Source organism: Candidatus Zixiibacteriota bacterium (genome assembly GCA_021159005.1).
GTDB lineage: Bacteria > Zixibacteria > MSB-5A5 > UBA10806 > 4484-95 > JAGGSN01.
The window spans coordinates 16,213-38,254 of record JAGGSN010000052.1 but is presented as its reverse complement, the minus strand read 5'-3'; the positions used below and the strand labels follow the sequence as shown (position 1 = coordinate 38,254).

The following is a 22,042-nucleotide window of genomic DNA, read 5'->3' as shown; positions in this document are numbered from 1 at the left end:
GGGAGTCAACGGTTATGACTCCCCGCCTTATTAAAATTGTACCCCTGAATATCACGGACAAGGAACTCATGTCTGGCTTAGCCGCGGAAATCACACGAATATTCCCATTCCGGTGCCGGGTTGGTGCCCCCGAGAAACTGCCGGTGGAACTTTTAGACGAAAATAGAGGGCAATATCATGCCACCCGGATTCTCAAGCACTTGGCTACTTCCGATCAGACTTCCTTCCGGCTTCTGGGAGTTACAACCTTAGACGTCTTCACACCGATCTTGCGTTACGTATTCGGCGAGGCGATGCTTAACGGGCGGGCGGCATTGATATCGACGTACCGACTTCTCAGCCCGCCACCCGGTCCCGGAGACGATTTCCCCCTCAATCGTCGCGTCTTTGTCAGCCGCGTTCTCAAGGAAGGCATTCATGAGTTAGGCCATACTTTTGGCCTTACCCACTGTGATGACCCCACTTGCGTAATGGCCGCCTCGCTCGACACGACGAACATTGACGCAAAGTCCGCGCAACTGTGCTATTACTGCAAGATTATGCTAAAAGACGAGTTAGAGAAGAATTAAATATCTCAATGATACTGCATCATAATCTCTAACCTTTAAGAAACTTGTGCAGCACTTTAGACCAACTAACGCCGGGGATGCCGGCCAGAGCGTCGCGGGCAAGCGTAGCGCCATCCGCAGCGGTTGCAAACTTGTCCTGAAACATTTTACCCAACCGAACCACTTCGTTTCTCTGCCAGTCATGAGCATTCTTACCGAACATAAGCCCAGAGAGGTTGTCCTCCGATATCCGGGGACGAATCGTCAGCAACCAACCATCGTTGTATGGTTGAGTCGAAAGAACTCTCGGTGTATCGACGACCGACTGGTTGATAACCATCACTTCTCCATCCATCGGCGAGTACACTTTCACCGCCGCACCGTCGCGGATCAAGCGCAGCGCCGGTTTTCCCCGCCGCAGTTTATCGCCCGGTTTGGGCATCTCTATGGCATCAACCTTGCCTATCAAATGGGCCGCCAGATCGTCGAGCCCGACGCGAATGGAATCGTCTTTTTCGGAGCGGACCCAAGAATGTCCACGATAGTAGAAAAGGTCAGAGGGAATCTCGCAACCAAGAAGCGCCGGATCCAATTCCTCTTCCACCTCTGGCACTCCCGAGGAAGTAAGAGCTTCGTACAGATCAGTATTATGCATGAGATTGTCCGCGCCTATGATAGCCAATAGCGAAGCGGGGTTGGCACGCATGTCACCCATCTTTTTGAACTGCCCCTGGAAAGAATGCAAAACCGCTTTTGAAATCAACATGTGCTCGCTGGGCGTTGGAACCAGGCCAGAGGCCGCAATTCCGGCAAGTATAGGTTGCGCACTCGCCATGTTCAGAGTGCCTGTACCATCCAAGCGCAATATCTCGTTTATAAGCACTCGAGCTGCGTGGAATGCTCCATCTTCTGGGATGGCTTTAAGTACGCGGCTAATACCCACAGCTGCCGCCAGCTCGGAGGGAGTGACCAACAATCCATTGTACGATTTACCGAGCAGCCCTTTGGCAAAGCTGACAAGCGTAACCGCCCGCTCAACAGTCTCGTTAGGTAGATTAACAGGCTTGTAAGTGTGAAATTGGAGATTCCGCTGAACGATAAGGGCCATATGTGCCGTGGTCATAGAGGAGTAGCGAGATGTCGCGATGTCATCGTGCAGCTTCACAAGCACGTTTGTGTCAAAGGCCGGTATCATATCGAGCATGGCCAATCCCTGTATGGCACGGAAGGCATCCCACAACTCGTCCTGTGTGCGTTCTCTGGAAACCGAGTTCAACAACCCGTGAGGCAGCAACCCTTTCTCGAACATCGACTCGGCAAATGCTCCAAGATCAAGCGAATCAGCGCAGTCGAGGAACAAGGCCGACGCTACCAGCATAAACTGCTCCTCCACGGTGTACATGTCCAAATCCTCTGGGGTGAGCTTTTCATTCGTAGAAATTGTTCCGACGTTGCGGAGCTCAAACAGTCGGCTTAACAGATCGACATACAGGCCATTCCGGCGGGCTACTTGCTGAATCAGAGAGGCATTGGTACCCACAGACAGGCTCCCGATACCCATCATGGTCAGCACCCGTGACGCGGCGGGGTTCGTGCGCGACCAGTTGGCCATGCATGTGCCAGCGAACGGACAAGGTGGTTCTTTAATCACGCAAGCTTTAACAAAACACTGGTCGAAAAAATCCCTGCTAAAGAATTTTCGTTGCTTATGTGAGCCGACTTTGGTCAGGGCAGTATACACCGGACATCCCGCACAGTCCTCGGCATGAGACTCGCATGTCTGTGGGGATACGGCGCCGGATAATTGCCAAATACAACTATACTTTTTCTTTCTACCCTGAATCTTTACCGTTTTAAAATCTTCTTCTTTCATAACTACTTCCTTTCTTGACATCCAAAACTTTGCGTTTTGGGTCTTTCTTATTTTCACCTTAATTGAAAGCAATATCTGGGCCAATCGATGGCCGATTGGCATTTATCGCCGTAACTCCCTGAAACCCTTAGCCAAATTATACCGGGCGTCGATCGGGTTCAAATTGTACGCGGCGCTTGGGAGTGCGTACTGGTGGATTCCTCCACAGCTTTTGCCAACCGCAGAAAACAGAAAAGGCAGTTTTGTCCATAAGTCAATGTCTATGTAGTGGAAACGGATTGTGGGAAAGCGCCACACCTAAAAAAATGTACTTGCTTTTTCATTGTTGAAAAGATATGTAGTTATATAGTTTTACTTTAAAGGCTAAGCAGGGTTCGTCAAACTGCTGGTTTGGACAGGATGGTAAGCGAACTGACATGACAATGAGAGAGCTTGTAGATATTTTGGAAGCGGAAGTGATCTCTGGCGAGAGCCATCTGGATGAAGAATTCGAATGCGTTGGTGCATCGGATCTTATGAGCGATGTACTGGCATTCGGCGAGTCGGGAATCGTTTTGTTGACCGGATTGGCAAATACTCAATCCATACGGACTGCCGACATAATTGAAGCTAAGGCCATTGTCTATGTACGCGGCAAGAAGCCCAATAAAGAAGGAATCTCACTGGCTGAGAAGAGAGGCATTCTTATATTGTCGACGAGATTCTTTATGTACAAGGCGTGCGGGCTCATTTACAGCCGAGGGATATATGGAGTAAGAAATCAATAACGAGTCGAATGGTATAATGGTTTCTCATAACGATTTTTCACATGCTTTTGTAATCAAGGGAAGGAATTTTAGCAAGGCTGGCTCCGTGTCAATCGACATCAAGGAAATCCTCCGGGAGATTGGTATCGATTCAGCCATCATCCGGCGTGCGGCCATCGCCGCATACGAGGCCGAGATGAACGTTGTGATGTACGCCGATAAAGGCGAGATGGTTTTAAGGCTGAATCCCGAGGCAATCCGGATCACGTTAGATGACAAAGGACCGGGTATCGAGGATATCGAGATGGCTATGCAGGAAGGTTACTCAACCGCCACCGATGAGATACGGGAGATGGGATTCGGTGCCGGCATGGGTCTGCCTAACATAAAGAAGAACGCAGATGTGTTCGAGTTGGAGTCCGCGGTCGGGAAGGGCACCTCGTACAATATCATCATCTACCTGAATTCGACGGGGAAAGCATGAGCCAATATTTTCACTCCGTCAGAGTCGATGCGGACAAATGTGATGGCCGGATGAGATGCTTGCGGGTTTGCCCCACTCAAGCCATCCGCATACGGAACGGAAGGGCCGTTATTTTAGAAGAGAAATGCATCGATTGCGGAGAGTGCATCACGGCCTGCCCGAATGAAGCCATCGTGGCATTGACTGATCCCTTCGGTGAACTGAGCAGGTTCAAGCACACGGTGGCCATCCCTTCGCCGGCACTGTATGCCCAGTTCGGCAGATCCATTCTGCCGGATAAGATTCTGGCCGGTTTGAAGAAGATTGGCTTCGACGATGCACATGATCTGGCTATCACCTGTGGGGATACGAGCCTGGCCGTAGAGCATTTCCTGGAGGAGTACAACGGTCCCAAGCCGCTCATCTCCAATTTCTGCCCCTCTATCGTAAGTCTTATCCAAGTGAGATACCCCCAACTGGTCGATCACATAATTCCCATCAAACTCCCCAGTAGGCTCGCCGCAAAAGAGATCAAGGAGAGAAAATCGAAAGAGCTTGGACTTAAGCCGGACGATATCGGGATATTCTACATCACGCCCTGCCCCGTCAAGATGATCGCCATCAAGCAGCCTTCTTCCGAGGAAGAATGCTATCTGGACGGAGCCATTTCCATAGCCGACATTTACGGTCCCCTGCTATCGGCACTGGAGAGCGAGGACAAAGGTGGCTACCGCAAGAGCTTGGAAAGCATTTGCATCCTTGGCATTGGATGGGCGGTGGCTGGTGGAATGCACCGCACCCAGAAATTTAAGAATGTCCTCGATGTCTCCGGGATTGCGGAGATCATCACGACCTTCGATGATATCGAACGGGGAAAACTGCAGAACATTGACCTCGTCGTGGCGTATGCATGTCCACAGGGTTGCGTAGGGGGATCGCTGACGGTGGAAAACCGCTACATCTCCTACAACAAAATTCTCCGGCTACTCGAGACGCTTGAACAGGAGAATATAGAGGCCTGCCGAGACAAGCGGGAAATCCGTGAACGCTATCGCCAGAAGTACTTCCATATGCAGCAAAAATACGAGCCCCGTCTTATCCAAGCGCTCGACGAGGATCTGGGTAAAGCAATCAAGAAGCGAAAAAAAAAGCAGGGGATATATGACTCTCTACCCAAGATAGACTGCGGAATCTGCGGCGCCCCGACGTGTTTAGCCTTCGCGGAGGATGTTGTCAAGGGGAAAGCGCAGCTGTCCGACTGCATCTTCAACGTTCCCGGTAAGTTCAAAGAGCTGGCCGGCGAGCTGTCCAAGCTTCTCGACGCTTTCGGCTCCATGGGCGAAGGCAAGGAACGAAAACCGAGAAAAGAAAAACGGAGGAAGAAATCATGACCTTGATAGAGGTTGTCGAAAAGCTCGGACTCCACGTCATGACGTCTAAAGATGTCGGCGACACTGAGGTGACCGGAGGCTACACTTGCGATCTTCTCAGCAGCGTGATGGCCAACAGCAAGACAGGGAATCTCTGGATCACCATGCAGACACACCAAAACGTCATAGCGGTCGCCAAGCTCAAGGACCTGGCGGGAATCGTATTTGTGAACGGCCGCCAGCCAGATAAAGAAACTACCCAGAAAGCCGATGAGGAGTACATTACGGTGCTGGGCACAGACGAGTCGGCTTTCAACATTTCCGGAAAGCTTTATCAGTTGCTAGAAAAACAGTGATCCGCGATGCTGAGAAGCTACAAGGCCGACCTGCACATTCACACCTGTCTTTCTCCATGTGCCGAAGTGAAGATGTCCCCCGCAACGATCATGAAGCGAGCCAAAGCTCTCGGTATTCATATCCTGGGTATCTGTGATCACAACTCGGCGGAGAATGCTCCAGCCGCGATGGAGTCGGCGCTCAGGTATGGTATGCATGTCCTTCCCGGTATGGAGGTGACTTCCTCGGAAGAGGTTCATCTTCTGGCCCTGTTCGATGCGCTGGAGCCGGTTCAGCAGCTTCAAGAGATTGTGTACCGGCATCTGCCGGGCGAGAATGATGAGGAAACCTTCGGCATGCAGGTAGTCGCCAACGCCGACGACGAGGTGCTCGGCTTCAACCAGAGGCTTCTAATTGGAAGCACAACGCTCCGGGTGGAAGAGATTATAAAAGAAATTCACTCTCTGGGCGGGCTCGCTGTCGCAGCCCATATCGATCGGGAGAGCTTTAGCCTGATCAGCCAGTTGGGTTTCATACCGGACAACCTGGACCTCGACGCTCTGGAGATATCCCCAGTTCTTTCTTACGAGAGCGCTGTGCGTAGGTACTCTCCGTCCCTGCCTCTAATCAAGTCATCCGACGCCCACAAGGAAGATGAAATAGGACAATGCTATACTCGATTTCTTGTCGAGAAAGCTAACATCGGGGAAATCAAGAAAGCCCTGAGGGAACAGGAGGGCAGGAGGATCCTGCGGTAGGAAAAAATGGAAGACCTGTCACTGCACATACTCGACATCATGGAAAATTGCGTCAACGCACAGGCGCGGAGAATAGAAATTCGCATTAATGAGAACCCGGAAAGAGACCTGCTAACGCTGGAGATATTGGACGATGGGAAGGGGATGGATAACCGGACACTGCAGAAGGCGACGGATCCGTTTTTCACTACCCGCAAGACGAGACGCTTCGGCCTGGGGCTGTCGATGATTTTAGAATCAGCGAAAGCGACCGGCGGTGAGTTGACTGTTAAGTCGGCGCCCGGGAAGGGCACCCAGGTAAGGGTAACCTTTCAGCAAAGCCACATCGACATGAAACCCCTCGGGGACATCCCGCAGACGCTGTTAACTCTGATTGCCGGACATCCGGACATCGAGCTGAGCTATTGCCACACCATCGGCAGGGAGAAATTTTCCTTCGACACGAGGGAAATCCGGGATCTGCCCATCGGCTCCCCGCAGGTGTTGCGGCGTATCGGCGAGCACATACGGGAGGGGATAGACAGGCTAACAAAACGAGCGAAGAACTCCTAAGGCGCGATATAGTGTCATGATTTGTAAATTAGCTGTTCATTTATCAGTTATTGCGAGGAGTGAAGCGACGAAGCACTCATTAAAAGGATTTTATCAAGCGAAAAAATTACCTTACGGCGAGTTTTTTATTTTTTTTCACCTCTCCTCGCTTTTGATTAATATATTTTGCAATTTAAGCAAAACAACAACACCCAGATAGCGCTAATTAGCACTGTTGCCAATGGAAGGATTACACCTCGAATACTGCGAAAACTCAAATAGAGCACCAAATATTGCCAGCAGTGAAACAAGGGGAATAAGTTTGCCAACTTCAATACCATCGGGAATTTTCTTAATATCGAGAATATCAGTAAGGCTTAGCACTTGGCTGATTTCGGGAAGCGCCTGAAATCTTGAGGTAACAGCATCGATTCTGGCCAAAGTAGCAGGATTAAACACGTCTTGAGTTTCCAGAGCAATGATAGCCAGAGAGTTGCCGGTTGTTTTTTCTATCTTAAGGCACCACAGCCAGTTCGCCTACATTGACACATTCCTCCGCAACGACCTTTTCATATTGCCGTATTGTTGGCGCGGGAATAGGAATATCATTTTACTTTCCAAAAGGAATAAGGTCAAACAAACTGCCGACTATTTTTAGAGTAATTATTTCACGGCTCTTTGTTCTTACGATGCTTATATCGTCAATCAATCCACTGGTTTATTCTCTTGAGGAATAAATATCGTTATTATTTGCAGCTAATTCCTATTTGAGCAAATTAAAATTACCTAATGCCAATCCGGAACGAAAAGATCATTTTCAAAATAATTCGTGATAGGGTTCAGGATAAATTGATGTAACTAATAATATTATAATTTCTTAACACTAATGCGATAAAATAGTAATTACTACAAAACCTGCAATTACTCTTCATGTTAAGCTTTTAGGATTTTTATAATTACTTTCTGCCGTTTCTTGATAATTGAATGAATAGAGATGAAACTCATCTCGCAATCATTTTTTTCACGAAACCGAACTGCAGGTTGCTTCATAAAACCGGGAGAAGTATTTCTGATCAGAGCTATAATGGCAAGCCTTGTATTTCTTACCGGAGCCGCACCAGCAAAGTTTGTTGCGTCCGAGGTTTCTGGCTGATTTTGGTGGTTTATTAAATAGCTTATTTAGCAGACCCAATATTCTTTTCCTTTATTTTGCTGCGAGGTTGATTGCTGTTCCACAAACCGACTTATTATTCTTTGAGTACGCACCAGACAACTAAAATAGTTGCCCCTGCTTTTGTAGTGAATGGACCATGTTCGACTTCTTTAGGAATTATACGAAATGTTCCACTTGGATAAACTTTACCCTGACTCTCGTATTCTCCTTCCAAAACATGATGTAACTCTGTATGAGAGTGAGAGTGACTATCCATTCTCCATCCAGGGGGAATTTTTAATAAAATAGTCCTTGGAGCCATGTCACTGCCAACAAACAGCACCTTTTCTTTTGCTCCTTGAGGATAGTTAAGAGCATCCGCCCATTCTATGTCATTGTTGTTAATATCAATGCTATTCATTTCTTTCCTCCTTCATTTTATTATGATTTATTCCCTCTAATAAAATATTGAGGCAGCGTAAATTGCCTAATGTTATAGTTGACTTTATTTAACTTTCCTTCATCAATTATTTACCAAATCGTTTTTAGCGCTGAAAATGTGTTCTCTATTTCTCGTCGGGGGGCTTTCCTGCCCCGACTTTTTCCATGGTGTTGAAATAATTTCCAATATTACCTTATTGTCAACAACCTGACCGCCTCTGGTATAGAGGCGGTTATTGATAACTATAATCAAATCAGGATAGAAAAAGTTCCGCGTGACGGATATTTTTTATTAACTGCCTCGCGTGAATAACACTTTATCGCAGGTCCAGCAGTAAGCCTGATCCTTGAGCGCTTTTGTTGAATCTATATCCTTATCGCAAAGATACATGATTCCATCCTCTACATAAACTTTCATAGGTCTGGCGCTGGGGTGAACCACACCATGACCTAAGGCCGGTTTTTGTTCATTTTTTTCTGACATAATTGATTTCTCCTTATTTTATTGTGGCTTAAATTGTTGTTAATTATCACCAGTTAATAATTCCTCGGCCTTGGCCCAGTTGGCCCTGATTCTCTTAAATCAATCACTAATTGATTCAAGTCTGCCTTTCGCGAATCAACAATAATGCCGGTATTATCCATTATGAATATTGCATAGTTGCCCCCCAAAACTGCCCAGCCGACTAAAGGAGTCCAATCCATTTCGGAGTTGGCGCTAAAGTATTTTGTTAATTCCTCCGCTTTCTGATTATGATAGGCACACTTTTTGGCTATTTGCTCCATTATGTTTTCAGATATGTCTCCCGCCTTGCGAATAATTTTGCCATCCTCTGAAAACTGACCGACAGCTATAACTCCTTTTTGCTTCATTAACCTGTCAAGACCAATCATAATTATTCTCCTTTCTTTGTATTTTCCCTTTACCTTCATTAATAGTAAAAGCATATTTTATGCCATGCTTAAGCTTTGCGCGCTAAAACATATTAACTTGTTTATATGATATTAGTTATAAATATAAAAACATTACATTGACTTTGATAATCTAAAACAATCAACAATAAATCAATGCAACAATGCATGCTATATTATGAATACGTGCTATTTTGCACTATACGGTTGGTTGTAAAATCAGTTGCTATTGGGGATTTTCAGACCAAGTTTTTTAATTTTTCTGTAAAGTGTTGAAGTGTTTATTCCGAGTTCTGCGGCAGTATCTTTACGACTCCAATTGTTTCTTTTTAAAGCGGCAATTATGAATAATGATTCCATCTCTTTCATAGTGCTGGCTATCTCAACTACCGGTATAGCCTTTTGCTCATGAAGATAATCAGGGAAATGTTCTGTTTTAATTACCCCGCCTGGTGATAGAACAAAGGCATGTTCTATGATATTCTCTAATTCGCGTATATTGCCAGGAAAATCATGTTTCATCAGTTGATTAAGAGCAGGCGACGCTATGCCAGAGATATTTTTATTGCGCAGTTTATTGAATTGATCTATGAAATGGTCAACTAATAAAAGTATGTCCATTTTTCTTTCGCGCAAAGGCGGTATTGTTATTTTAATAACGTTGATCCTATAATATAAATCTTGCCGGAATTTGTTCTCGGAAACTAATTTTTCAAGTTGTTTATTTGTTGCGGCGATAATTCTTACATCGGTTTTGAGGGATTGGGTACTTCCTAATGGCTCATAGGTTTTTTCCTGGAGAACTCGAAGCAATTTTACTTGCATAGCCGGTGAAATATCCCCGATCTCGTCTAAAAATAATGTACCTTTATCGGCAATAGCAAATCGCCCTTTTTTATCCTTCTTTGCATCGGTGAAAGCACCGGCTTCATATCCAAACAATTCTGATTCAAGAAGACTATCCGGTAAAGCGCTGCAATTAATACTTATAAAAGGATACAACTTACGTAAACTTAAACTGTGAAGAGCCTGAGCAACCAATTCTTTACCAGTACCACTTTCACCCTCAATTAAAACAGAGCTATTGCTTTGAGCTATCGCAGGCAGGATCTTAAAAAGCTTAAGCATCTTATAATTCTTGCTGATTATATTCTCGAATGAATATTTGGACTCAAATTCTTTACGCAATTTTTCCATTATACTAAGATCGCGGAAAGTTTCGACACCGCCAATGATTTCACCATGACGATTTTGCAGTAAGTCTGTCGTGATACTAATTGGGATTCGATTTCCTTTTTTGTTAATCATGCAAACGAGTTTATTGATTATAGGCTTTTTAGAAACCAAAGTCTGACGCAGTGTACAATTTTCATCACAGATATTGGTATGTAAAATATCTTTACACGGCTTTCCTATTACCTCTTTTTTGCTGAAACCCGTTATTCTCTCAGCTGATTTATTAAAAAAAGCGATTTTCCAATCCAAGTCGATTGTAAAAACACCATCCGAAATACTGTCGATTATTGTTAATAGCTTATCACAAAGGATACTGTCTTTTGTTGATTGCTTTGCCATATAAAGAGGTTTCAGATTCGCCTTTAAAAACAATTAAATATTTAAAAATTTCTCATAAAACAATTTAATATAACCAATATATTATAATAATAGCAGATAGTAAAAGGATTTTTCTTCGAAATTTGAGTTAATGCTGCATTCGTTTATCAGGAGAGTCATATTTATACCTGTTGAAACCAGGAAAATAAATGAATCCCTAACATATAGATAGACAATTGATTTGCAAAACAAATCACTACTGTCCGGCCTTTTGCAGAACATTATAATCAACGTCACTCCCCCGCCGCGTCGGGGGAATCCAGAAATCAGCCAGTGGCGGACGGGGCTATTTGCTAAACCAATGGCGGATAGTAAAAATACCGTGCCCTGTGTCCGCAGACAGGCGGGCGCCGGCAGGCAGGAAAACGTTAAACAGACAGTCTGAATTTGTTGTAATAAGCTGAAAAAGTGAGGCACTACACTTTTTTGCGCTTTGTAACCTGCTTATAGTAAATTGCTTAACAAATCGAACTGTAGAAGATGAGTCAAGCGGGATATCGATAATCTCATCAACGGCTTCTTGAGACTCAAAGGCCAAACCTCGCCTGCCGAAAGCGATGTCATTCTTTCTTCTAAACATTTCGGTCATATCTGGGCGGCGATGATGCTTTTCAAAGAACTCCAAATTACCAAGACGCTTCGTAAAGCCGCTCAGCAAACTAAGACCGAGTTCGACCTGGTCAAACATATTCAATTGATGGTCTTAAACAGGCTGGATGATCCTCAGTCGAAGCTTGGTTTGTTAAGCTGGTGTGAGGATGTTTATCTGCCCTCGATAGACACTAAGAATATCAAGTATCCTCATCTTCTGCGGGCGATGGATTTTCTCATCAAGCATAAGCGTCAAATCGAGGCTGAGATAGCGGCTCGCTTTATGACACAACGAGATTGCCGCGTCGTCCGCCAGAGGCGGACTCCTCGCAATGACTTTCCTATATTCTTTATGAATAAATGCGGGTAAGCTGTCTCTTGGTCCTGTATGCCCTATAGCAAAAATATTGGCAAATGGTGCAGACACCTCTTTAAGCATTTCACCAAATTTCGTATATTCGAAAAGCATAGATTCTTCCATACTGATAAGGAGGTATAGAGAATCATCTTTGGGATATTTATAGAGTTTCTTACTTTGAAGAAACTCTAACCGTAGGTCGGGTTCCGACCAGCGGGAGAAACCCGACACGTTCGCTTCATCACCGCAGCTTTTATACATTTGACATCACAACTCCAACAGGTTAAATTCACATCAATGTAAATACTGTCATCTGACAGCAGGTCGGGTTCCGACCCCGCCGCGGCGGGGAGAAACCCGACATGTTTGATGAGATGTTAAAATTATCTGGCGTTTGACCTCACTCCAATTTGTTTTGCTCACGCCAGCGCAATATCAAAGGCGGATAAAGTGCTGAAAATATATCACGACCCGGCATTCCTAAAACATGATACCGGCGCCGGACATCCGGAATCAGCCGACCGGTTGAAAGCAGTTAAAAAAGCGTTTGAAATTGTCCCTGAAGCGAATATTGAATCGGAATGCCCCTATGCCCAACAGGCGGATATTGAGCTTGTGCATGCGCCGGAATATTATAAATATATAAACAGCCAGCCGAATGGCCGCTTGGTTATGCTCGACCCGGATACCGTTTTTTCACCGGCAAGCCTTGAAGCCTCGCTTAAAGCAGCCGGGGCGGTTATAGATGCTGTCAAATTTGCCGTCTCCGATAAGAACAACCGCGCTTTCTGCGCAGTCAGGCCGCCGGGGCATCACGCCGAGACAGACAAGACAAAGGGCTTCTGTATTTTCAATAATATCGCCATAGGGGCGGCTTATGCCATCGCCAATAATCTTGCCGAAAGAGTCGCTATTATCGATTGGGATGTTCATCACGGCAACGGCACCCAGAACACTTTTTACGATAGCTCGCAGGTGTTGTATATATCGCTTCATCAATATCCATATTATCCCGGCTCTGGCGCCGCTAATGAAACAGGCAGGGGAGAGGGAACCGGATATACGCTTAATTTGCCTATGAGTTCAGGCAATGGCGACACGGAATATCGCCGCGCTTTTAATGATCTGATTCTGCCGGCTCTTGAAAAATTCAAGCCAAACCTGATTATGATTTCCGCCGGTTTTGATGCTCATACGGACGACCCGTTGGCAGGAATAAAATTATCGACAGAGTTCTATAGCGAGATGACTCGCATGTTGGTTGAAGCCGCTGCTAAATATTGCCAAGGCGGAATTGTTTCAGTCTTTGAAGGCGGATACAATTTGAAAGTATTGGCCGAATCGGTGATGATTCATTTGAAGGAGTTGAGCATTGAATAAAGATTCAAATCGTTTTATAAGATTTCAAGCCGAAAGCTATATTGGATACGGTTGCATTATCGATGATAAAGCTTATCCGCTTAAGGGTGATATATTCGACAGTTTCATTCTGGTTGACAAGCGGCGCTTGGCAACCAGAATGAAAAAATCATATTTACTGGACAATATCCGGTTTTTACCGCCATGCGTGCCCCAGAAAATAGTCTGTGTCGGCTTAAACTACGCCGCACATATTGAGGAAAGCACGCTCGATTTGATAACTGATGAACCGGTTTTGTTTTTAAAGCCGCCATCATCGATTATTGGCCACCTTGACAATATCATCCTGCCGAATTGGGTTGACAGAGTTGATTATGAGGGAGAGCTGGCGGTGATTATCGGCAAGAAAATAAAAAATGTCTCAGTAGATGAAGCTGAGGATGGCATATTTGGTTACACCTGTTTAAATGATGTAACCGCCCGGAATATTCAGAAGAAAGACAATCAATGGACAAGAGCCAAGGGGTTTGATACATTTTGCCCGTTTGGACCATCTATTGTTGCCGGCATCGATGCCTCCTCGCTGGCGATTCAGACTCGTTTAAACGGCAAAGTTGTACAGCAAAGCAATACCAATTTGCTTTTAAGAAAAACTGCCGAGGTTATAAGCTTTATTTCAAAGGTCATGACTTTATACCCTGGCGATGTTATTTCTACCGGCACTCCTAAGGGCATAGGTCCCCTGAAGGACGGCGATGTAGTCGAGGTGGAAATAGAGCAAATCGGCACTTTGAAAAATATTGCGGTTGCTGAATGAAGTATTGCAAAACTGATTTATATTAGGACTAATAGAGGAGTCAGATAATGGAATTAAAATGGAACAGGCTTAACTGGCAGGAAATCGACAAACTTATAAAAGATGGATACGATAAGGTAATTATTCCGGTGGGAACTGTCGAGGCTCATGGGGTTATCCCTCTGGGAACTGATAGTATTATCCCCGAAACGATGTGCGAAAGAATAGCCCCGGATATTAAGTCGCTTATTGCGCCGGCTGTGTATTATGGCATCACCAAGTCATTGCTTGGCTATTCCGGCTCGATAACCGTAGTTAGCTCGACTTTCCAATCATACATAACCGAAATACTGACATCGTTTGCCGCCTGCGGTATGAAAAAGATTGTTGTTGTTAATGGTCATGGCGGCCAGAATGATGAGCTAAAGCAAGCGGCTTGGGATACTCATGAAAAAACAGGCGCAAAGGTTGCGGTTATTCACTGGTGGATGTTATGCGAGCATCTGGCAGGCAAATACTATGGAACATCCGGCGGACATGCCGCGGTGGATGAAACCGCCGCCATAATCGCCTGCGCTCCCGATACGGTAAGAGAGAGTAAATACAACCCCGATATGCTTTATTATGTGAACCCCGGCGCTAATGTCTATCCTATACCATCGACGGTTTTGATATACAAGGAAAACACCGGCGCGCTCGATTTCGATAAGAAGAAAGCCAATGATTATTTCAATGAGGCATGCGCAACCGTAAAGGATTTCATCCTCGATACATTTAATCGCTGGGATAAATAGAATTGAATCTCGGATTTTGCGGTTGAATCTGATAATAAAATACAGCTTGGCAGCTGATTTGTATACCGTATGCTCCTATGTGATCAGACTGTTGACAGATAAGCATTTATTAGAATTCCCATAACGATGCTGGCTTGTATATAAATGCAACGCGTAGGGACGTATTGCATACGCCCTCTTGTTATCAAGCAGCGCTTGGCAACAAGAGTAGTTTGTTGCTTTGTCAACAACCTGTTTATATAATGATGCATCGGGATAAAGGATACTGGATTTATGGTATCGATTAGCTTTCTTCCTGATGAATAATATGCAAAGGATAGATTAATTAATAAACCTGATGCGAATAACACCTTAATACGAAACCTTGCTGCCGGCGCGGTGATAATCAGTTTCTCGCCGGTGTTTGTTAAGCTGGCGCATGTAGGGCCGTCAATGGCTGGCGCCTATCGCAACCTTTTCGGCGGACTGATACTGATTGCTATTGCGCTTATTAATAAAGAGCGGTTATGGCGCGGCTGGAAGCCGATATGTTGGGCTATCCTTTGCGGCTTGATATTCGCTTTTGATTTAACATTATGGCATAAAAGCGTTCACTATATAGGTCCCGGACTGTCGACTCTTCTCGGCAACCTTCAGGTAATAATACTTACGGGATTCGGAATCGCAGTTCTTAAAGAAAAGCTGACCATTCGATTTATAGTCTCAGTGCCGATAGCATTAATCGGTATGGTGCTGATATTTATATGGCAATGGGACCAATTGGATATAGTTTATAAAACCGGCATAATTCTGGGATTGACTACTGCTTTCAGCTATGCCGGCTTTACGCTAACTCTTCGCCGCTCACAGACGATAGAGAATGCTTTGTCGCCGGTAGTAAACTTGGTGTTTGTGTCATTTGCCGCTGCCGTTTTTATGGCAATTATAGGTTATACTCAAGATGAAAGTTTTATTATTCCCGACAAGCAAAGCTGGCTGTCGCTTATAGCGTATGGGATTCTATGCCAGGCGGCGGCGTGGTTTCTCATATCTAAGAGCCTGCCAAAAGTTGCGGTTTCGTTAGCGGGTTTAATACTTCTACTTCAGCCGATACTGGCATTTGCCTGGGATATATTGTTTTTTGACAGACCGACGAGGGCTGTTGAGATTATTGGGGCGGTGATGGCATTGATTGCAATTTATTTAGGCATCACAAGCCGACAGGAGAAACAACATGATTAATTGGCAGGAGTCGTTCGCCTGAGGCGGGGATACTCGACTATTGAAAATGAAACAGGATTTTGCAGTAGAGTTACAAATAAAATAAAAAAATTATTCGGAATTATATTGAACATTTAGCGATAGAAACACACCCCTGACCCCTCCCAAGAGGGAATAATAAAATGTTGATGCACGTGGATGTACACCAGCCACTCTCAAAAGGGGACAGGCTTATTAACAAAGCAACGAACCCCTCTTGTTGTCAAGCGCTTACTTGGTAATAAGAGGGCGTATCCGTCCGAGGCGGATGCCCCGATGCGTTACGTTTATATATAAGAACGAATATGTCAACAAAGGGATTACGCCGATTTATATAGGCATAATCCCATAATACTCCTTAGAACTTATATGCTAAATACATTCAGGTTGCCTATTTGAAATAATATTTATACCTATAACATATTAACAATGAAGTAGATAGGCAGTATGCCACGAATTAGTTCTCAATCTATTATTAAAAGGTATGACTTTTGTTCTATCCATCTGTGAAACTTCGAATGGAGGACGAATAATGGAAATGAGATTTACGCTGACAATGGAAAACCTTGTCGTTGACAGTATACAAGTGGACAACATGACTATAGACTGGGTTGAGAATGTTACACAAGAACGCGTTATGGAAATGTCTCAGGAGTGGATGTCTTCAAAGAACTTCCTTACTGAGAGAATGGTTGGCCTTAAAAGAGTTGGCGAATCATCATTGACAATAGAACCGGCTAATGAGCAAATATAATAATTCGGATCATTGCGACTAATAAAAGGCAATAATTACAATCAACTTGGAGTAATGACTATGTACAATAAAAAAAAATCAAAACGGTGTCCTTTTTGCAGGGGCAAGGCAACTATAGTTAAGGGTGATTTGGAATGCCAGAATTGCGGCGCAATTTTAAACTTTAATGTAATGGATACAAAATCATTGAATATGATTTATTCATGCAGGCCAAAATAACTATGTCTGCCGAAATTATTAAATGTACCAATTGCGGCAAACTTAACGTCCGTGAACATTTATTGCCATTATGCAATGACTGCCATCGGGGGCTTGAAGATTATGAAAATTTCATAGCCAAAATTATTAATGATGTTTATATAACTATTGATAAAAAAATTGTAAAGACGGATAATTTTCTTCGAGTTTAATTATCGAATCTCTTAGTAAAAAATAGCGCCATTTTATCAAGATTTGGATGGCGTTTTTCCTTTTTATAAGCTTTTAACTTTTTAAATGAATTGCTATAGTCGTCGAGAAGTTCATCTGCAAATTTCCCGGCTTTAACTTTTTTCATAATTAAATTCATAGCACTTTTTGATTTCTTATTGATAATCATATCCTCAGCCTGAAAACTTCCGAATGCCGCAGTAGCGCTGATTTTATCATACATGCCGGCGATGCCATATTTTTTAATCAAATCGACAATAAGGTCTAATTGGTAAACACATTCAATATAGGCGTTTTGCGGCGGTAATCCGGCTTCAATTAGCGTATCGAAGCCCGCTTTTAGCAGGGCGCTGAGGCCGCCGCATAAAACCGCCTGCTCGCCAAAAATATCGCCAATAGCTTCCTCGGCGAAAGTTGTTGCTATTACGCCTTTACGGGCGCAGCCGATAGCTTTGGCATAAGCGGCGGCTATATTCAGGCTTTTCTTTGAGGATGCTTCTGTCTGGCCGATAAATGCCAAAACTCCCTCGCCGGATAAATATTTTTCCCGTAAACGAATCCCGGGGCTGTGCGGAGCAACCAATATGAAATCGACATCCTTGGGTTGCTTAACAAGCTTGAAATGTACCGAGAGGGAATGCGCAAAAATAAATACCTGATCCTTTTTTATAACCCGGCATAGTTCGTTATTAAAAAGCTCTTTATGTTTATGGTCGGGTATAAGTATAGAAATCAAATCGCTGTTTCTTGTTGCTTTAGCTGGAGTGGCTACTGTAAAACCGTCTTTTTTAGCAATTTTTCGCGAACGGCTTTTGGATGGCAAGCCAATTATTGGCATAAAACCGCTGTCTCGCAAGTTTAGCGCCTGCGCTTTTCCCTGGGAGCCATATCCGATAACAGCGATTTTAAGATTTTTCAATAGAACTGATTTGATTTCCCTTGTGGGGATTATTTTAATTCTGCCGGAAGCCATTTGTTATGAGTTTATATGCTGATGGTGATATTGTCAATACAATCGAGTGAAAATTATAGGATATTGCCTATTAATATTAATTGCTGCGAAGTGATTATTTTTGCACCTACTAATAAAAGCTATTTCAGCTATCTAATTATTCCGGTTATCCGATTCTTTTACAAACTTGGGAACGGCAAAAAGTCCATCCCGGCTCTGTGAGGCATTTAATAAGGCATCCTTTTGAGATAATCCCAGTTTAACGGTGTCGTTTCTTAAAGGAGTTGGCTTTGATGAACCAAGCTGTATTTCATGAATATTTTCAATATCGGCTTCCTCTATAATCTCCATATATTTCAGGATGTTGTTTAAATCAACCAATAAACGCTTTTTCTCATCAAGTGTTGGCTTAAGATGCGCTAATTCGGCAATCTTGTCGATATCCTTTTCAGTCAATATCATAGTATTGAAAATGATATTCAAAAAGCTGTTATAAGTCAACGATAATTCATCGAGCGCGGCCTCGTTTTTATTATTCAATTGTATGTAGATTGACCATAGTCTCGCCTGAGTTCTTCATCTAAGGCGAACGCTAAGCGCAACCACAAAATAAGTTGCATCAAAACAAAAGATGCATTATACTATTAATGTAAACTAAATTATCTAATTGGTTATTATGATGAATTTTCAAAAAAATTCGAATTACAATGTTGATTTGCTTAAGAAGGCAGGCAAGTACTTTTTACATGTGATGATTGGCGTTGCCAATTTGGAGGTTGCCCGCGAACGGCTTTATAGACGGATTAACACTAACCAGTTTGATACATACGGTGAACAAATTAATCTATATGAAGGCCGTATTGTTCGAATTAGAGACTGCAGTCACGCCTTAAACAGCGTTATTAAACGGCGATCCGACAAGCTTGCCAATTTCAGCGTAGTGCAAGCCCTGTATGATATCGCCAACAATGTTAATCGTCCCGATCTTCAACCGGGTTTTTATGCCGAATTGTATCATCTGTTTATGGCGATTCAAGGCAAGGGGCCAGGTGTTGCGCCCGGCGATTATTTCATTAGCAAAGATTTATCAGGCAAAGAAGCCGCCATAGCCAGGTCTAAAGAGCTCGACCTGCTATGGGGCAATGTTAGCAAACGAATGTCCCGTTTCATTCATGGTTTTAATGAGGACATTATTGAATACAGGAAGGAACGCCGCAAGAAGGTTTTGTCGCAGTTAAGAGGCACTAATACTGACTGGCGCGATTGGCGGTGGCATTTGCGTAATGTAATTAAAAGACCCACACAACTATATGATTTAATTCCGCTTTCAGATTCGGAAGTTGAAGCGTTGGAAATTGCCGAGAGAGCCGGTCTGCCTTTTGGAATAACACCATATTATCTTTCGCTTATAGATGATGATCTTCGTCGTCAAGATAGGGCATTAAGAGCGCAGGTAATACCGCCTTTATCTTATGTTGAATATATGGCGGCTAATAGACACAATCCTAAATGCGCTTTCGATTTTATGATGGAAAGAGACACCAGCCCTATTGATCTTATAACGCGCCGCTACCCGTCTATTGTGATATTGAAGCCATACAACTCATGTCCGCAAATTTGCGTATACTGCCAGCGCAATTGGGAAATTGAAGGTGTCCTATCGAAAGGGGCAATGGCTTCTAAAGGGAAAATCGAAAAAGCTATTGCCTGGATTAAAGACCATCCATCCATCCAGGAGGTTTTAGTAACTGGCGGCGACCCGCTCTCGATGAGCGATACTAAACTTTTCTGGATTTTAGAGGAGCTAGCCAAAAACCCAAATATAGAGATGATTAGAGTGGGTACTCGCACCCCAGTAACTATACCAATGCGAATAACAAATGCGTTTGCCCGTGCACTTGGCAAACTTCGCCGCCCCATGAGGCTTGATGTTTCGGTGGTAACGCATGTTGAACATCCATACGAAATCACGCCGGATGTGTTTAGGGCAGCCGAACGATTGCGGAGAAATAAAATCAACGTTTATAATCAGAGTGTGTTCACTTTTTTTAATTCTCGCCGGTTCGAATCGGCTTTCTTGAGACGCATACTTAAACGTGTTGGTATTGAACCTTACTATACATTCAACACCAAAGGTAAAAATGAAACAATCGAATATCGCGTGCCGATTGCCCGGTTATTGCAGGAACAAAAAGAAGAAGCGCGCTTGCTGCCGGGACTATCCCGCACCGACGAGGCAGTATATAATTTGCCGGCACTCGGCAAACAATACCTTCGCGCCTCTCAGCATCGTGATGTAATCTCGGTTTTACCGGACGGTTCGCGCGTTTATGAATTTCATCCATGGGAGAAAAATATCAGAATGCAGGACTCGTATATTGGCATTGATATACCCATACTTGATTATCTAAAACGACTTGAAAATATTGGCGAGGATATATCTGAGTATCAAACTATCTGGTATTATTTTTAATATTGTGTTTATTCCTTATCCTTAATAGTCTGCTTTTTTAGAGATAGTCATACTGTTGACAAAAATCGGATTACCAAAAACAAATCCGGGACTAACTATTTAAATTTGGGCATCCTGATTAAGACATTGCAGGAATTGTTAGCGGTGTCATATTTACGGGCTACAACCTGCCAGTCTGTCAATGTCGCTTCGCTTTCCTCAACAATGGTTTGGAAAATAGAATAACGATCGCTTGTTTGAAATGACCGGACTTTAGAGGAAATCTGAGCAGTCATATCCAGCAAGGCTTTATTCAAAGCCTCTTTCCAACTGTTTGACTGATAATAGTAATCAGGAGCCATACCTGCCGAATAGAAGTATCGTTCATCCGCGGGGAGTTCATGAATCCAATCGCCGAAATCCTGAGCAATCAAGCTGCCTGTAAATCCCGATGAATCGTCTCCTTGTCCAACAAGAACAATCAACATATTGCCGCGATAAAAACTGTCTAATATAACATTGTTCTCGGAAACATTATCATATTGAAGCGAATCAACTTCTATGTTGATTGTACTACCCATATACATCAGGTTGGATTCGGGACCAGACATAGCCGATTCGAGCCTTATGTTGATTCTATTCTGGCTAATGATATTCCAAACAGCATCGCTTTTAGCATATAATAATGTTGAATCATTAAGCAGGCATGGTTGAAACAAACCGACAGCATACATATAACCATCGTTATCAGGGGGATTCCAAAACCAGGCCGGATAATCAGCCTGGTCTTGGATATTTTCGCTATATGAAACAACAGCGAGTATCGCTATAAAAAATAGCGAAAAGAATAGCATTTTGCTGGCGATACTAATACCCCATTCCGCCTTGTTCTTTTTTAAATTGCTCGTACTTTTCAACTTCCTTATCAAGGTCTTCGAAAGCCTGAGAGGCACGGAAACGGGTATACATATTGTTGTTGGCTTTAATCTTTTGCATCAAAGCGGCGTTGGCTTCTCCGATAGGCAATTCCACGAGAACATAAGCCCGATACATATTGCCTTCTTTTTTAATCTCCTTTTTGGTAACTTTCGAGCCGACCATTGTTTGAGAAACAACTTCTTTTACAGCCTCAGTATATTGCGACAACAACTCTGCATCCTCATCAAGGCCAATCTCTTCGTTGAAGCTTTTTGTTAAGCTCTGAATTCTCACTTCCATCTGTTTGGCAATATCGTTGCGGCCATCAGTCGCAGCTTTGCTGGTAGCCAGACCCATATCTCTTGATGTTTTAGTAGCCGTAGCAAACAGATAATTGGGATCCTGCGGCGGGTCCCACCATTCGGGAAGCCAGACATCGGCTGGTTCCGGCGGCGGCGGCGGCTTGGAACCGCAAGCCATCATACCTATAACGAAAAACACCAATAAAAACATCGATACCAATCTCATATTATCCTCCATTTTAAGATTGATTAATTTATTAACAAAGATTGTTTATTTAACTCTTGTTCCCTCCTTTCGACACATTATACTATATAATAATTATTTGAAATGCAATTATAAAAATCCTGTTTCC

General features: G+C 43.8%; 26 protein-coding genes and 1 pseudogene. 14 read left to right on the top strand and 13 right to left on the bottom strand.

Annotation, left to right across the window (positions count from 1 at the left end; genetic code table 11):
- The first annotated feature begins 14 nt into the window (after positions 1–14).
- Positions 15–569, top strand: coding sequence for an archaemetzincin family Zn-dependent metalloprotease (locus J7K40_03340; protein ID MCD6161431.1), 555 nt, complete (start codon positions 15–17; stop codon positions 567–569).
- A gap of 28 nt (positions 570–597) precedes the next feature.
- Here J7K40_03340 and J7K40_03335 read toward each other — a convergent pair whose 3' ends face one another.
- Positions 598–2,421 carry a hypothetical protein gene (locus J7K40_03335; protein ID MCD6161430.1) on the bottom strand — a complete coding sequence of 608 codons (1,824 nt, stop codon included), beginning with the start codon at positions 2,419–2,421 and terminating at the stop codon, positions 598–600.
- Between the two features lie 416 nt (positions 2,422–2,837).
- Here J7K40_03335 and J7K40_03330 point away from each other — a divergent pair, with 416 nt between their 5' ends.
- From J7K40_03330 to J7K40_03305, 6 genes are read left to right on the top strand one after another with little or no spacing between them, the layout of a single operon-like run.
- On the top strand, positions 2,838–3,188 hold the full coding sequence (locus J7K40_03330) for a hypothetical protein (GenBank protein MCD6161429.1): 351 nt from the start codon (positions 2,838–2,840) through the stop codon (positions 3,186–3,188).
- A gap of 16 nt (positions 3,189–3,204) precedes the next feature.
- Complete coding sequence (locus J7K40_03325; protein ID MCD6161428.1) at positions 3,205–3,651, top strand: anti-sigma regulatory factor; 447 nt, start codon at positions 3,205–3,207, stop codon at positions 3,649–3,651.
- Complete coding sequence (locus J7K40_03320; GenBank protein ID MCD6161427.1) at positions 3,648–5,021, top strand: 4Fe-4S binding protein; 1,374 nt, start codon at positions 3,648–3,650, stop codon at positions 5,019–5,021. Before J7K40_03325 ends, J7K40_03320 begins: the two co-directional genes overlap by 4 nt.
- A complete protein-coding gene (locus J7K40_03315) occupies positions 5,018–5,356 on the top strand; it encodes a serine kinase (GenBank protein MCD6161426.1) in 339 nt (112 codons plus the stop codon). Before J7K40_03320 ends, J7K40_03315 begins: the two co-directional genes overlap by 4 nt.
- Before the next feature lie 6 nt (positions 5,357–5,362).
- The gene (locus J7K40_03310; protein ID MCD6161425.1) at positions 5,363–6,094 is read left to right on the top strand and encodes a PHP domain-containing protein; all 732 of its coding nucleotides are present in this window, start codon (positions 5,363–5,365) and stop codon (positions 6,092–6,094) included.
- A gap of 6 nt (positions 6,095–6,100) precedes the next feature.
- Positions 6,101–6,646 (top strand): ATP-binding protein, encoded by a 546-nt coding sequence (locus J7K40_03305; GenBank protein MCD6161424.1) that lies wholly within the window; start codon positions 6,101–6,103, stop codon positions 6,644–6,646.
- Positions 6,647–6,847: 201 nt separating this feature from the next.
- Here the strand turns inward: J7K40_03305 and J7K40_03300 are convergent, their stop codons facing one another.
- From J7K40_03300 to J7K40_03265, 8 genes and pseudogenes are all read right to left on the bottom strand, one after another.
- The gene (locus J7K40_03300) at positions 6,848–7,084 is read right to left on the bottom strand and encodes a hypothetical protein (GenBank protein MCD6161423.1); all 237 of its coding nucleotides are present in this window, start codon (positions 7,082–7,084) and stop codon (positions 6,848–6,850) included.
- A 607-nt stretch (positions 7,085–7,691) separates the two neighbouring features.
- Positions 7,692–7,811: pseudogene (locus J7K40_03295) on the bottom strand (SEC-C domain-containing protein).
- Between the two features lie 61 nt (positions 7,812–7,872).
- Positions 7,873–8,199 carry a cupin domain-containing protein gene (locus tag J7K40_03290; GenBank protein ID MCD6161422.1) on the bottom strand — a complete coding sequence of 109 codons (327 nt, stop codon included), beginning with the start codon at positions 8,197–8,199 and terminating at the stop codon, positions 7,873–7,875.
- Positions 8,200–8,511: 312 nt separating this feature from the next.
- Positions 8,512–8,703: a hypothetical protein gene (locus J7K40_03285; protein ID MCD6161421.1), complete on the bottom strand. Its 192-nt coding sequence runs from the start codon at positions 8,701–8,703 to the stop codon at positions 8,512–8,514.
- A 53-nt stretch (positions 8,704–8,756) separates the two neighbouring features.
- Positions 8,757–9,113 (bottom strand): DUF2173 family protein, encoded by a 357-nt coding sequence (locus J7K40_03280; protein ID MCD6161420.1) that lies wholly within the window; start codon positions 9,111–9,113, stop codon positions 8,757–8,759.
- 237 nt (positions 9,114–9,350) lie between these two features.
- Positions 9,351–10,706, bottom strand: a complete 1,356-nt coding sequence (locus J7K40_03275) for a sigma 54-interacting transcriptional regulator (GenBank protein ID MCD6161419.1) — start codon at positions 10,704–10,706, stop codon at positions 9,351–9,353.
- Positions 10,707–11,031: 325 nt separating this feature from the next.
- Positions 11,032–11,433, bottom strand: a complete 402-nt coding sequence (locus tag J7K40_03270; protein MCD6161418.1) for a hypothetical protein — start codon at positions 11,431–11,433, stop codon at positions 11,032–11,034.
- Positions 11,434–11,487: 54 nt separating this feature from the next.
- Positions 11,488–11,955, bottom strand: a complete 468-nt coding sequence (locus J7K40_03265) for a hypothetical protein (protein ID MCD6161417.1) — start codon at positions 11,953–11,955, stop codon at positions 11,488–11,490.
- Between the two features lie 189 nt (positions 11,956–12,144).
- Between J7K40_03265 and J7K40_03260 the strand changes: the two genes are divergently transcribed.
- The 6 genes from J7K40_03260 to J7K40_03235 all read left to right on the top strand — a co-directional run bounded on the left by J7K40_03260 (position 12,145) and on the right by J7K40_03235 (position 17,046).
- Positions 12,145–13,074 carry a histone deacetylase gene (locus J7K40_03260; protein MCD6161416.1) on the top strand — a complete coding sequence of 310 codons (930 nt, stop codon included), beginning with the start codon at positions 12,145–12,147 and terminating at the stop codon, positions 13,072–13,074.
- 139 nt (positions 13,075–13,213) lie between these two features.
- Entirely contained in the window at positions 13,214–13,870 is a 657-nt protein-coding gene (locus J7K40_03255; protein MCD6161415.1) for a fumarylacetoacetate hydrolase family protein, read from the top strand.
- A 47-nt stretch (positions 13,871–13,917) separates the two neighbouring features.
- Positions 13,918–14,643: a creatininase family protein gene (locus J7K40_03250; protein ID MCD6161414.1), complete on the top strand. Its 726-nt coding sequence runs from the start codon at positions 13,918–13,920 to the stop codon at positions 14,641–14,643.
- A gap of 378 nt (positions 14,644–15,021) precedes the next feature.
- Positions 15,022–15,864, top strand: a complete 843-nt coding sequence (locus J7K40_03245) for a DMT family transporter (protein MCD6161413.1) — start codon at positions 15,022–15,024, stop codon at positions 15,862–15,864.
- A 550-nt stretch (positions 15,865–16,414) separates the two neighbouring features.
- The gene (locus J7K40_03240) at positions 16,415–16,636 is read left to right on the top strand and encodes a hypothetical protein (GenBank protein ID MCD6161412.1); all 222 of its coding nucleotides are present in this window, start codon (positions 16,415–16,417) and stop codon (positions 16,634–16,636) included.
- A 221-nt stretch (positions 16,637–16,857) separates the two neighbouring features.
- On the top strand, positions 16,858–17,046 hold the full coding sequence (locus tag J7K40_03235) for a hypothetical protein (protein ID MCD6161411.1): 189 nt from the start codon (positions 16,858–16,860) through the stop codon (positions 17,044–17,046).
- Here the strand turns inward: J7K40_03235 and ilvC are convergent.
- On the bottom strand, positions 17,043–18,038 hold the full coding sequence (gene ilvC / locus J7K40_03230) for a ketol-acid reductoisomerase (protein ID MCD6161410.1): 996 nt from the start codon (positions 18,036–18,038) through the stop codon (positions 17,043–17,045). The genes J7K40_03235 and ilvC overlap by 4 nt on opposite strands.
- Positions 18,039–18,170: 132 nt before the next feature.
- Positions 18,171–18,557: an Asp-tRNA(Asn)/Glu-tRNA(Gln) amidotransferase subunit GatC gene (gene gatC, locus J7K40_03225; protein MCD6161409.1), complete on the bottom strand. Its 387-nt coding sequence runs from the start codon at positions 18,555–18,557 to the stop codon at positions 18,171–18,173.
- A gap of 136 nt (positions 18,558–18,693) precedes the next feature.
- On the opposite strand from gatC, the gene J7K40_03220 reads away from it, so the two are divergent.
- Complete coding sequence (locus J7K40_03220; GenBank protein MCD6161408.1) at positions 18,694–20,490, top strand: KamA family radical SAM protein; 1,797 nt, start codon at positions 18,694–18,696, stop codon at positions 20,488–20,490.
- Positions 20,491–20,585: 95 nt separating this feature from the next.
- Here the strand turns inward: J7K40_03220 and J7K40_03215 are convergent, their stop codons facing one another.
- Together J7K40_03215 and J7K40_03210 are read right to left on the bottom strand one after the other, a co-directional pair.
- Positions 20,586–21,386 (bottom strand): LPP20 family lipoprotein, encoded by an 801-nt coding sequence (locus J7K40_03215; GenBank protein MCD6161407.1) that lies wholly within the window; start codon positions 21,384–21,386, stop codon positions 20,586–20,588.
- Positions 21,337–21,915, bottom strand: coding sequence for an LPP20 family lipoprotein (locus tag J7K40_03210; GenBank protein ID MCD6161406.1), 579 nt, complete (start codon positions 21,913–21,915; stop codon positions 21,337–21,339). Before J7K40_03210 ends, J7K40_03215 begins: the two co-directional genes overlap by 50 nt.
- Positions 21,916–22,042 lie beyond the last annotated feature (127 nt).

Coding starts and splice junctions, on each gene's coding strand:
- J7K40_03340 (MCD6161431.1), top strand. CDS start 15: ATGACTCCCCGCCTTATTAAAATTGTACCCCTGAATATCACGGACAAG.
- J7K40_03335 (MCD6161430.1), bottom strand. CDS start 2,421: ATGAAAGAAGAAGATTTTAAAACGGTAAAGATTCAGGGTAGAAAGAAA.
- J7K40_03330 (MCD6161429.1), top strand. CDS start 2,838: ATGACAATGAGAGAGCTTGTAGATATTTTGGAAGCGGAAGTGATCTCT.
- J7K40_03325 (MCD6161428.1), top strand. CDS start 3,205: ATGGTTTCTCATAACGATTTTTCACATGCTTTTGTAATCAAGGGAAGG.
- J7K40_03320 (MCD6161427.1), top strand. CDS start 3,648: ATGAGCCAATATTTTCACTCCGTCAGAGTCGATGCGGACAAATGTGAT.
- J7K40_03315 (MCD6161426.1), top strand. CDS start 5,018: ATGACCTTGATAGAGGTTGTCGAAAAGCTCGGACTCCACGTCATGACG.
- J7K40_03310 (MCD6161425.1), top strand. CDS start 5,363: ATGCTGAGAAGCTACAAGGCCGACCTGCACATTCACACCTGTCTTTCT.
- J7K40_03305 (MCD6161424.1), top strand. CDS start 6,101: ATGGAAGACCTGTCACTGCACATACTCGACATCATGGAAAATTGCGTC.
- J7K40_03290 (MCD6161422.1), bottom strand. CDS start 8,199: ATGAATAGCATTGATATTAACAACAATGACATAGAATGGGCGGATGCT.
- J7K40_03285 (MCD6161421.1), bottom strand. CDS start 8,703: ATGTCAGAAAAAAATGAACAAAAACCGGCCTTAGGTCATGGTGTGGTT.
- J7K40_03280 (MCD6161420.1), bottom strand. CDS start 9,113: ATGATTGGTCTTGACAGGTTAATGAAGCAAAAAGGAGTTATAGCTGTC.
- J7K40_03275 (MCD6161419.1), bottom strand. CDS start 10,706: ATGGCAAAGCAATCAACAAAAGACAGTATCCTTTGTGATAAGCTATTA.
- J7K40_03270 (MCD6161418.1), bottom strand. CDS start 11,433: ATGTTTGACCAGGTCGAACTCGGTCTTAGTTTGCTGAGCGGCTTTACG.
- J7K40_03265 (MCD6161417.1), bottom strand. CDS start 11,955: ATGTATAAAAGCTGCGGTGATGAAGCGAACGTGTCGGGTTTCTCCCGC.
- J7K40_03255 (MCD6161415.1), top strand. CDS start 13,214: ATGAAAAAATCATATTTACTGGACAATATCCGGTTTTTACCGCCATGC.
- J7K40_03250 (MCD6161414.1), top strand. CDS start 13,918: ATGGAATTAAAATGGAACAGGCTTAACTGGCAGGAAATCGACAAACTT.
- J7K40_03240 (MCD6161412.1), top strand. CDS start 16,415: ATGGAAATGAGATTTACGCTGACAATGGAAAACCTTGTCGTTGACAGT.
- J7K40_03235 (MCD6161411.1), top strand. CDS start 16,858: ATGTCTGCCGAAATTATTAAATGTACCAATTGCGGCAAACTTAACGTC.
- ilvC (MCD6161410.1), bottom strand. CDS start 18,038: ATGGCTTCCGGCAGAATTAAAATAATCCCCACAAGGGAAATCAAATCA.
- J7K40_03220 (MCD6161408.1), top strand. CDS start 18,694: ATGATGAATTTTCAAAAAAATTCGAATTACAATGTTGATTTGCTTAAG.
- J7K40_03210 (MCD6161406.1), bottom strand. CDS start 21,915: ATGAGATTGGTATCGATGTTTTTATTGGTGTTTTTCGTTATAGGTATG.